General features: G+C 39.9%; 9 protein-coding genes. 1 reads left to right on the top strand and 8 read right to left on the bottom strand.

The features are described 5' to 3' along the window. Nucleotides 1–322 precede the first annotated feature (322 nt). The 8 genes from eno to rpoN form a co-directional block, all read right to left on the bottom strand. Nucleotides 323–1,615 (bottom strand): phosphopyruvate hydratase, encoded by a 1,293-nt coding sequence (gene eno, locus V7112_RS07030; RefSeq protein WP_335417129.1) that lies wholly within the window; start codon nt 1,613–1,615, stop codon nt 323–325. Nucleotides 1,616–1,643: 28 nt separating this feature from the next. After that, nucleotides 1,644–3,176 (bottom strand): 2,3-bisphosphoglycerate-independent phosphoglycerate mutase, encoded by a 1,533-nt coding sequence (gene gpmI, locus V7112_RS07035; protein ID WP_335417131.1) that lies wholly within the window; start codon nt 3,174–3,176, stop codon nt 1,644–1,646. Then, nucleotides 3,169–3,936, bottom strand: a complete 768-nt coding sequence (gene tpiA, locus V7112_RS07040) for a triose-phosphate isomerase (RefSeq protein WP_335417133.1) — start codon at nt 3,934–3,936, stop codon at nt 3,169–3,171. Before tpiA ends, gpmI begins: the two co-directional genes overlap by 8 nt. Before the next feature lie 183 nt (nt 3,937–4,119). After that, nucleotides 4,120–5,304, bottom strand: a complete 1,185-nt coding sequence (locus V7112_RS07045) for a phosphoglycerate kinase (RefSeq protein WP_335417135.1) — start codon at nt 5,302–5,304, stop codon at nt 4,120–4,122. A 131-nt stretch (nt 5,305–5,435) separates the two neighbouring features. Further along, the gene (gene gap / locus V7112_RS07050) at nt 5,436–6,443 is read right to left on the bottom strand and encodes a type I glyceraldehyde-3-phosphate dehydrogenase (protein ID WP_335417136.1); all 1,008 of its coding nucleotides are present in this window, start codon (nt 6,441–6,443) and stop codon (nt 5,436–5,438) included. Between the two features lie 53 nt (nt 6,444–6,496). Next, nucleotides 6,497–7,516 carry a sugar-binding transcriptional regulator gene (locus V7112_RS07055; protein ID WP_335417138.1) on the bottom strand — a complete coding sequence of 340 codons (1,020 nt, stop codon included), beginning with the start codon at nt 7,514–7,516 and terminating at the stop codon, nt 6,497–6,499. A gap of 190 nt (nt 7,517–7,706) precedes the next feature. Continuing rightward, a complete protein-coding gene (locus V7112_RS07060) occupies nt 7,707–7,952 on the bottom strand; it encodes a glutaredoxin family protein (protein WP_335417245.1) in 246 nt (81 codons plus the stop codon). A 26-nt stretch (nt 7,953–7,978) separates the two neighbouring features. Further along, a complete protein-coding gene (gene rpoN / locus V7112_RS07065) occupies nt 7,979–9,283 on the bottom strand; it encodes an RNA polymerase factor sigma-54 (RefSeq protein ID WP_335417247.1) in 1,305 nt (434 codons plus the stop codon). Nucleotides 9,284–9,483: 200 nt separating this feature from the next. Here rpoN and V7112_RS07070 point away from each other — a divergent pair, with 200 nt between their 5' ends. Further along, nucleotides 9,484–9,660: a hypothetical protein gene (locus tag V7112_RS07070; protein WP_335417140.1), complete on the top strand. Its 177-nt coding sequence runs from the start codon at nt 9,484–9,486 to the stop codon at nt 9,658–9,660. Nucleotides 9,661–9,742: the final 82 nt, after the last annotated feature.

Here is a 9,742-nt window from a genome sequence, read left to right on the forward strand (position 1 = left end):
AGGTTGACTACCTTGAAAGGAATGATGTTGAGTGGTCAACTTAGACTTTGATGCGTTTATAAAAGAGCAGAAACAGCACAAATCAAATTATTTAGGCGAGAATACGCAGCAGGGAAAGCAAAAGAAGCAGCAATTGAAAAAAGAAAAATAGTTTTTGATAGGAATTGCGCTTTAGTTTGGTGGAATTGCGCTTTAGGAAACGTTAATTGCGTTTTAATTTGCAGAATTGCGCTTTACTCCGCAGAATTGCGCTTTACCACCATAATTGTGTTCCCATGAAAAAACGACAAGCACCCGCGCTTGTCGTTTTCCTTTTATAAAATTAACCTCTTAGGTTATAGAATGAGCTTAAGCCATTGTATTGAGCTGTTTCGCCAAGATTGTCTTCGATACGTAGTAATTGGTTGTATTTTGCAACACGATCCGTACGTGATGGAGCACCAGTCTTGATTTGGCCAGCGTTTGTTGCAACTGCGATGTCAGCGATAGTGCTGTCCTCTGTTTCACCAGAACGGTGAGAGATAACTGCAGTATAGCCTGCGCGTTTTGCCATTTCGATTGCATCAAATGTTTCTGTTAATGTACCGATTTGGTTTACTTTGATTAGGATTGAGTTACCTACGCCTCTTTCAATCCCTTCAGAAAGCTTCTTCGTATTTGTTACGAATAGGTCGTCCCCAACTAATTGAACTTTTTTACCTAGACGCTCAGTTAGAAGCTTGTGACCTTCCCAGTCGTTTTCGTCTAAACCATCTTCAATTGAGATGATTGGGTATTTTGACACAAGGTCTTCGTAGAATGCAACCATTTCTTCAGAAGTGAGGACTTTGCCTTCTCCTTTAAGATGGTATTTACCGTCTTCTTTGTTGTAGAACTCAGAAGATGCAGCATCCATTGCAAGACGTACTTGCTCACCTGGTTTGTAACCAGCTTTTTCAATTGCTTCTACGATTGTTTGTAGAGCTTCTTCATTTGAACCAAGGTTTGGAGCAAATCCACCTTCATCACCTACAGCTGTGTTTAAGCCTTTTGCATGTAATACTGCTTTTAGGTTATGGAAAATTTCAGTTCCCATGCGAAGTGCTTCCTTGAAGTTTTCAGCACCTACAGGCATGATCATGAATTCTTGGATATCAACGTTGTTGTCAGCATGCTCTCCACCGTTGATGATGTTCATCATTGGTACTGGAAGAGTTTTTGAGTTGAAGCCACCAAGGTATTGGTATAAAGGAACTTCTAAAAAGTCAGCTGCTGCACGAGCTACTGCCATAGATACACCAAGAATAGCGTTAGCACCTAATTTACCTTTGTTTTCAGTTCCATCAAGCTCGATTAATGCTTGGTCGATTGCCACTTGTTCAGTTACATCGAAGCCGATGATTTCTGCAGCAATGATATCATTTACGTTGTTTACTGCTGTTTGGACACCTTTTCCAAGGTAACGGCTCTTGTCGCCATCACGAAGTTCAACTGCTTCATATTCACCAGTAGAAGCACCACTTGGTACTAATGCGCGGCCGAATGCACCTGACTCCGTATATACTTCAACTTCAACTGTAGGATTTCCACGAGAATCTAATACTTCACGAGCGTATACATCTACGATAATTGACATTAAAAATCTCTCCTTTTTCAAATTAGTTTTATTTTATTAAGCTGTTTCCGGTCATTTCTGCTGATTTTTGCACTCCTAGTAAGTCTAGCATAGTTGGTGCTAAATCTCCTAGTTTTCCATCTTCACGTAGTGCTAAACCTTCTTTTGTGACAATGACTGGTACAGGATTTGTTGTATGTGCAGTCATTGGCTGTCCTTCAAGGGTAATAACTTCGTCTGAGTTACCATGGTCAGCGGTGACAATCGCTGTTCCACCTTTTGCGAGAATCGCATCAACGATTTCACCTAGACATTCGTCAACTACTTCAATTGCTTTGATTGTTGGTTCAAGCATTCCTGAGTGACCAACCATATCTGGGTTTGCAAAGTTTAATAAAATTGCATCATGATTATCTTCAGCAATTTCCTTTAAAAGTGCATCTTTAACCTCGTAAGCACTCATTTCTGGCTTTAGATCATAGGTTGCAACTTTTGGTGAGTTTATTAAAATTCGAGTTTCACCAGGGAATTCCTGTTCACGTCCACCACTCATAAAGAAGGTAACATGTGGATATTTTTCAGTTTCTGCAATGCGGAGCTGTTTTAATCCATTTTGTGAAAGCACTTCTCCTAATGTGTTATCCAGATTTGTTGGCTTGAATGCTACATATCCATCGACACTTTCACTAAAGTGTGTTAAGCACACAAAGAATAAATCTTTGGGATGCTTTGGCCCACGATCAAATGAACGGAAATCGTCATTTGTGAATGTGTTCGAAATTTGGATAGCACGGTCCGGTCTGAAATTATAAAAAATCACGGCGTCATTATCTTGGATGGTTGCAACAGGTGAACCGTCTTCTTTCACAATGACAGATGGTAAAACGAACTCATCATAAATGCCGTTTGCATAGGAATCGTCGACAAGATCGAATGCATTTTTATATGTAGGACCTTCTCCGTAAACCATGGAACGGTATGATTTTTCAACGCGCTCCCAACGCTTGTCACGGTCCATTGAGTAATAACGGCCGGACAAGGTTGCAATTTCACCAACACCGTATTCCTTGATTTTCTCATCAAGCTGTTCTAGATAGACTTTCGCAGTTTGAGGACCAACGTCTCTTCCATCTAAAAAACCATGGATATACACTTTTTCAATGCCTTCTGATGCAGCAAGTCGTAGCAATGCAAAAAGGTGATCAATATGGCTGTGTACACCACCATCAGATAATAAACCGAATAAGTGTAGAGCCGTACCATTTTCTTTTGCATGCTTCATAGCAGCAAGGAAGGTTTCATTTTTTTCAAATTCGTGCTCGCGGATTGCAACATTTACACGGGTTAAGCTTTGGTAGACGACACGTCCGGCACCGATATTTAAATGTCCTACCTCTGAATTCCCCATTTGGCCTTCTGGTAAACCAACGGCCTCACCGCTTGCTTGTAAAGTAGCGTGCGGGTATTTATTCCAAAAGCGATCGAAATTTGGTTTATTTGCCTGCGCAACTGCATTTCCTTTTACTTCATCGCGAAATGCAAATCCATCTAAGATGATTAGTGCAACTGGTGATTTACTCATTGCTACCTGCCTCCAAAAGTTTAACAAAAGAGGAAGCATCAAGACTTGCTCCACCAACTAGAGCACCATCAATATCTGACTGTGCCATGTATTCCTTAATGTTTTCAGGTTTTACACTACCACCATATTGAATGCGAACAGCATCTGCTACGTCTTGTGAAAATTGCTTCGCAACAACGTTACGAATGTGTGCACAAGTTTCGTTAGCATCCTGAGCAGAAGAAGATTTACCTGTTCCAATTGCCCAAATTGGTTCATAGGCAATGACAACCTCTTTTGCTTGTTCAGCTGTAAGGCCTGCTAATGCTTTTTCGATTTGTGTTCCAACAAGATCGTTTGTTTGACCTGCTTCACGCTGCTCTAATGTCTCACCACAGCATACGATTGGAACTAAACCATGAGCAAACGCTGCAAGTGTTTTTTGGTTGACTGTTTCATCTGTTTCAGCGAATATTTCACGGCGCTCAGAGTGACCTAGTATCACATAGTCAACACCTAAATCCTTTAATGCTACTGGGCTGATTTCACCAGTAAATGCTCCGCTCTCTTCAAAATGCATATTTTGAGCACCAATTTTAAGGTCGTAATTTCCTTCTTTTACGTTTGCAACAAGACGCTCTAAAAATAGTGCTGGTGCACAAACGACAGAGTCAACCTTTTCTGGTGATGGAATTAGACCTTTGATTTCTTCTACAAATTGTACAGATTCAGAGAGAACTTTATTCATTTTCCAGTTTCCTGCAATGATTGGCTTTCTCATGTTTCACCATCCCTTTCGATGTTGATCTTAATGGAAAGGTGCTTACTTGCACCGATTTTTATTGTCTAGCTTCAGGCGCCATCGGCTCGAGGTCATAAGCCATTCGCTTCGGAAGGTAAAATACACCTTCTGTCAGCGCCTGTCTTATGCTTGTCGCCGATAAGCGGGCGCCTTGTGCTTTTCTTATTTATCGTTAAGTAATTCGACTCCAGGAAGCTCTTTACCTTCCATGAATTCTAATGATGCTCCACCACCAGTTGATATGTGACTCATTTTATCCGCAAGACCGAACTTTTCAGCCGCTGCAGCAGAGTCTCCTCCACCGATAATTGAGTAAGTGTCAGGTGAATCAGCTAGTGCTTGTGCAACAGCCTTTGTACCGTTTGCGAATGCATCTAATTCGAACACTCCCATTGGGCCGTTCCAAATCACAAGCTTCGATTTTTGGATCACATCTTTGTAAATGTCAGCAGTCTTTGGACCGATATCGAGTGCTTCCCAATCACTTGGAATTTCGTTGATCGGAACGATTTTAATGTTCGCATCATTGGAGAAGTCGTCTGCTACTCTTACATCAACAGGCATATAGAAGTTAACACCTTTTTCTTTTGCCTTGTTCATGAATTCATTAGCAAGATCAATTTTATCTTCCTCTAAAAGAGACTTACCAACTTCATGACCTTGTGCTTTTACGAATGTATAAGCTAGCCCTCCGCCAATGATTAAGTTATCTACTTTTTCTAAGAGGTTTTCGATGACACCGATTTTGTCTTTAACCTTTGCTCCACCGATTATCGCTGTGAAAGGACGTTCTGGATTTGAAAGTGCTTTGCCTAGTACTTCGATTTCTTTTTCCATTAAGAAACCTGCAACAGCTGGTAGGTGTTCAGCAATACCAGCTGTAGAAGCATGGGCACGGTGAGCAGCACCGAATGCATCGTTTACGTATACATCAGCTAGTGCAGCAAATTGTTTTGCAAGCTCAGGATCATTTTTCTCTTCACCCGGGTAGAAACGAACGTTTTCTAATAAAAGAACTTCGCCTTCATTCATTTCTGAGATAGCTTGCTCAACCTCTGGACCATACGCTTCATTTGTTTTTCGAACCTCGATACCTAAGTGTTCGCCAAGACGTTTAGCAACTGGGTCTAAGCGAAGTTCATCTACAGCTTTTCCTTTTGGACGACCAAGGTGGCTTGCTAAAATAACCTTTGCCCCTTCTTTACGAAGGTACTCAATTGTCGGTAATGCTGCACGAATACGAGTTTCATCCGTAACCTGACCATTTTGCATTGGAACGTTAAAATCAACTCGACAGAAAACTCGCTTGCCTTTCACATCAATATCTCTTACTGATTTCTTGTTCATTGGGAAGGCCTCCGTTCTATGTAATAGTATTTCAAAACTTGGTACACGCCTGTTAGACATCAAAAAGGGAAGGGAACACTCCCTTCCCTTCACAAGTTCTATTATAGTGTGTGTTGCATATGTTTAGTGAATTATAGTCCTTTTGATGCGATGTAATCTACAAGGTCAACTACACGGTGAGAGTATCCACTTTCGTTGTCATACCAAGAGATAACTTTAACCATGTTGCCTTCCATAACCATTGTAGAAAGAGCATCAATAGTTGAAGAGTTTGCATTACCATTGTAATCAGAAGATACTAGTGGTTCTTCACTGTAACCCATGATTCCTTTTAATTCATTTTCAGAAGCTTTACGTAGTGCTGCGTTGATTTCTTCAACAGTTACGTCTTTATCTAATTCAGCAACTAAGTCAACAAGTGATACGTTTGGTGTAGGAACACGCATAGCTCCACCATTTAATTTACCTTTTAGTTCAGGTAATACTAAAGAAACAGCTTTTGCTGCACCAGTAGTTGTTGGAATGATGTTCTCAGCTGCCGCACGAGCACGACGGTAGTCTTTATGTGGTAAATCAAGAATTTGTTGGTCATTTGTGTATGAGTGAATAGTTGTCATCATACCACGCTTAATTCCAAAGTTTTCATGTAAAACTTTTGCATATGGTGCTAAGCAGTTTGTTGTACAAGAAGCATTTGAAATAACGTCATGGCTTGCTGCATCATACTTATCTTGGTTAACACCCATAACGATTGTGATATCTTCATCAGTTGCAGGAGCAGAAATGATTACTTTCTTTGCACCAGCTTCGATGTGTTTCGCAGCGTCAGCACGCTTAGTGAAACGACCAGTTGATTCAACAACCACTTCAACACCTAGGTCTCCCCAAGCTAGTTGTGCTGGGTCACGCTCAGCTTTAACGATGATTTCTTTTCCATCTACAACAATATTATTTCCATTAACAGATACTTCTGCATCAAGAACGCCGTGAACTGTGTCATACTTTAATAGATGAGCTAGCATATTTGCATCTGTTAAATCATTTACTGCTACTACTTCAACATTTGGATTGTTTAATGCCGCACGTAATACATTACGACCAATACGTCCAAAACCATTAATACCAACTTTTACTGCCATTTTAATTTCCTCCTTTTGTATGTGAAACCTAAAAAAGATTTTTTATATAAGGGTTACCCCTTTATTAACTCTTTCGCAGCACCTTCATCTGTAATTAACAGAGTTCCTGGCGCTTGCTTTAAGTAAGCTTGAATGGCAATTGCCTTCGAAGCTCCCCCAGCTACTGCAATCACATCATGAATTGCAGGAAGATCCTTAAGCTGGATTCCAATTGTTTGAACCCGATGGACGACATTTCCACCTTCGTCAAAATAATAGCCAAATGCTTCCGCGACTGCATGAGAGTCCATAATCTTTTTCATATCCTCTTCATCAGTCTTACGACGCTTTGCCATTGTAATAGCGTCTCCTATTCCGTGAACTACCATACTTGATGACTTTATCAAATTCAGGACATCTCGAATGGATGGTTCAGCCACAAATGAATGGTACGCTTCATTGCTCACAACATCTGGTACATGAAGGAGTCGGTAATCACCGGAGGCCTTTTCAGCCATCTTTGCACAAATTGTATTTGCTTGGTTTTCCACTCGTTCTCCTAATCCACCTCTTGCCGGAACGAATAAAATGCTTCGCCCTTTCGAATCTGGGGTCATCATTTCGGCTACTTCAACAAGGGTCGTACCACCTGTAACTGCGACGATATTTTCTCCGAAAAGCCTTTGTTTTATTCTTGAAACGCAAGCTCTTCCCATTTCTTTTTTCACCCAAGGAGTAGTGTCACTGTCGCCCGAAACGACAATCACTTCTTTTATGTTTAACTTCTCCTTAAGTTTCGATTCTAAAACCTTTAATCCTAAAACTTCCTTCATGACATCCTCAAGGTCTTTTAAAAGCTCCGCGCCCTCTTTCGTTAAGCTCATACCAGCCGTGCTAAAATCCACAAGGTTTTGTTTTTTCAAAAACTCAACCTCTCCGCGGAGGACACGTTCGCTATGACCTAGACTCGTTGAAAGATTCCTTCTTCCAATTGGCTGCATTAGTCGTATGTATTTGAGGATCTCGTGGCGCTTTTGCATAACCTCAAGTAAATCGGGTAATAATTTTTGTTGTACCTCAATGATTGAACTCATCTTTTCATTTCCCCTTTTTACCATAAGGGACTCTTTTTGTCCCTGTGTGACATATTATGTCCCGCTTACAGTAAAAAAAAACAAATCCTTAAAAATATAATATCGCCGTGCTACATGTATATAGTAACAATACTTTTAAAAGAATGCAATAAATAAACTGCCTAATTTTTTAGGCAGTCTAGATAAAGCGCTATCTTTTCACTAAACGATTCAAATAATCTTGGATCGTTTCTTTATGGATAATTCCATACTCTACTTCGTTTCCATCGATTTCGACAACCGGAATCAAGATTTGATATTTTTCCAAAAGCACATCATCCTTATAAATATCAATTTCGTGAAGGTCTAAAGGAAATTCCTCGCTTAGTTCCTCAATCACTTTTTTTGCTTTCGTACAAAGCGAGCAATTGTCCTTTGAATACATTGTTACACGAATGCGACTCAACCTGATACACTTCCAATCTATCTGCTATAACGTTTTCGTTTCGTTGATGAAGGAATTTTTAATTGGTCACGGTATTTTGCGATTGTTCGTCTTGAGACAAGAATACCATGCTTATCCTCAAGTATACTGACAATTTCTTGGTCTGACAAAGGCTTTTGTTTATTTTCTTCTTCAATCATTTGTTTTATTACATTTTTAACATGAGTCGATGATGTATCGCCTTCTCCCGTTGTTTGGATATTGCGACTGAAGAAATGCTTCATTTCAAAAATTCCAAATGGAGTTTGCACAAATTTATCCTTAACGGCGCGGCTGACTGTCGATTCATGAATTTCAAGGGCATCCGCAACATCGCTCATAATCAGCGGTTTTAGATGTGCCGGACCTTTAGTAAAAAAATCCAGTTGGCGATTGATAATTTCGCTCATTACATTTTGCAATGTAATTTTTCGTTGTTCTAAACTCCTCATGATCCACTGGCATTGGTCGACTTTTTCCTGAAGATAGGACTTTGTTTTGGAATCCTTCTCTTCTAAAAAATGCTGATAATATTGCAGGTTCAGCGAAACCTTTGGCAAGTACGAATCTTGCATATGCATAGTGACTACATCGTCTTCAACTTGAATATCAAAGTCCGGAACAATGTAATGTGCTTCCCCACCTTGAAAGGCAGCCCCTGGTCTTGGCTGAAGCGTTTGAATAAAATCAAACACCTGTTGAATATCAAATAGCTTTACATTTAAATCCTTAGCGATATCTTTCCATGACTTTTCGGCGAATCGTTCGAATTGATCTTGAATAATGGTTTCCGCTAAATGGTTTCGGTTCGTGAGTGCCTTCAATTGCAGGAGTAGACATTCCTGCAAAGACCTAGCTCCCACTCCAATCGGGTCTAAGCTTTGAATCATGAGAATCGCTTGTTCAATGGTTTCTGTATTGGTATTGAGATCTTTTGCTATTTCCTCTGCAGAAAAATACAAGTAGCCGTTGGTATCGAGGAGCTGGACGATATATTCAAGCGTCTGTTTTTTTCTGTTGGTTAGCCTCATATATGATAATTGTGTGAGTAAATGCTCATAAAGAGTTGTTTCTTTTTTGCCAATATAGTCGATGGGATTTGTATACGTGTCTTTCGTAATCTTCGTTTTTTTAGATCGTCCAAAATCCGTTGTTTTTACATCAATTAGGGGATTTTCTAGTGTTTGCTCTTCTAGAAATTTAGTCAAATCCAAAGAAGAGTATTGTAAAAGAGTAATAGCCTGCGTTAATTCCTTTGTCATGACTAGCTTTAAAGATTGCTGTTGAAAAAGTCCAGTTTGCATATTCACGTAAGGTTTCCCCCTTCCTTTGAATTAGTTTCAAAAATGGAAGCGTTTACTTTTTATTCGTAATTTTGGTCTCGTTGTTTGGTTAAAAGATATGTGGTTTATTTTATCTTACTTCTATCGTATCGGAAATGGTGAATTTTAGCACGCATTTTTATTCCTTTTTTGAAAGATTCTACCCTAAAGAGGTGATTATTGTGAAAAAGAATGAAATCATATACACTGGCCCAGTCACTGGAACATTGGACGAAGCGAAAAACATTCGAAACAAAGAAGAGTTTGCATCGGAGTTTGATCCCATTCAAACAATGTGGGCCGTGAACCCGGTTGATGAGGATGTGTATGACGGGACATTGGGGTATAAGGATAATTAAACTTGGGTTTGCGTTACCTTCTTGTTTGATTTTGAGCCAAAGAGGGTACGAATACGCGGTTTCCGTTACCTTTTTGTTCGAT

Origin of the sequence: Bacillus sp. JJ1566 (assembly GCF_036962685.1) — a bacterium.
In the GTDB taxonomy this organism is placed as follows: domain Bacteria; phylum Bacillota; class Bacilli; order Bacillales; family Bacillaceae_L; genus Ferdinandcohnia.

Coding starts and splice junctions, on each gene's coding strand:
- tpiA (WP_335417133.1), bottom strand. CDS start 3,936: ATGAGAAAGCCAATCATTGCAGGAAACTGGAAAATGAATAAAGTTCTC.
- V7112_RS07045 (WP_335417135.1), bottom strand. CDS start 5,304: ATGAACAAGAAATCAGTAAGAGATATTGATGTGAAAGGCAAGCGAGTT.
- gap (WP_335417136.1), bottom strand. CDS start 6,443: ATGGCAGTAAAAGTTGGTATTAATGGTTTTGGACGTATTGGTCGTAAT.
- rpoN (WP_335417247.1), bottom strand. CDS start 9,283: ATGCAAACTGGACTTTTTCAACAGCAATCTTTAAAGCTAGTCATGACA.
- eno (WP_335417129.1), bottom strand. CDS start 1,615: ATGTCAATTATCGTAGATGTATACGCTCGTGAAGTATTAGATTCTCGT.
- gpmI (WP_335417131.1), bottom strand. CDS start 3,176: ATGAGTAAATCACCAGTTGCACTAATCATCTTAGATGGATTTGCATTT.
- V7112_RS07055 (WP_335417138.1), bottom strand. CDS start 7,516: ATGAGTTCAATCATTGAGGTACAACAAAAATTATTACCCGATTTACTT.